Below are 540 nucleotides of genomic sequence, written 5' to 3' on the forward strand. Positions count from 1 at the left end.
GCCTAACAAAACCTCAATCTATAAACATATACTTAAATACGGTTTAATCTATGGATGCATCTGCTTTTTACACAGAGTCATGACTTATTTAATTTTCAACTCTGTAACTACACCAAAAAAATGGATTATCGAAGGGATTATAATAGACCTATTTTTATATATTGGCGGTGTAACCTATACCATATACCTATTTAAAAAGAACAATAATCGCTATCTAAAATTTCTTGATGCAGTGAAAATTGGCTTTTCCATGGGTGTTTTCATGTTTATTTTTAATGAAATTTGGTATTCATTTTATACAAGCATTATAAACCCAGATTATTTAGGCAATATTCTTGAGAGAAATAGAGAAGCTAAGATGTTCAACAATCTTGAATTATCTTCAAAAGAACTTGATCAGATAACATTATCTGCCAGGAGTAAATTCGATTTCAAAATGAAATTATCTCATTTAGTAATAAACATCATAATCAACTCTTTAATTGCCTCTATAGTCGGAGCAATTATGCACAAAAAGAAAAAACTTTGATTATAAGCATT

Annotated in this window: 1 protein-coding gene; it reads left to right on the plus strand. The window is 28.5% G+C overall.

Features of this window, described 5'->3' with window-relative positions; all coding sequences use genetic code 11:
- The coding region (locus M0D21_RS22915; RefSeq protein ID WP_248334388.1) for a DUF4199 domain-containing protein at positions 1–529 on the plus strand (529 nt) is incomplete at its 5' end.
- Positions 530–540: the final 11 nt, after the last annotated feature.

Origin of the sequence: Aquimarina acroporae, from assembly GCF_023195925.1 — a bacterium.
Lineage (GTDB): Bacteria > Bacteroidota > Bacteroidia > Flavobacteriales > Flavobacteriaceae > Aquimarina > Aquimarina acroporae.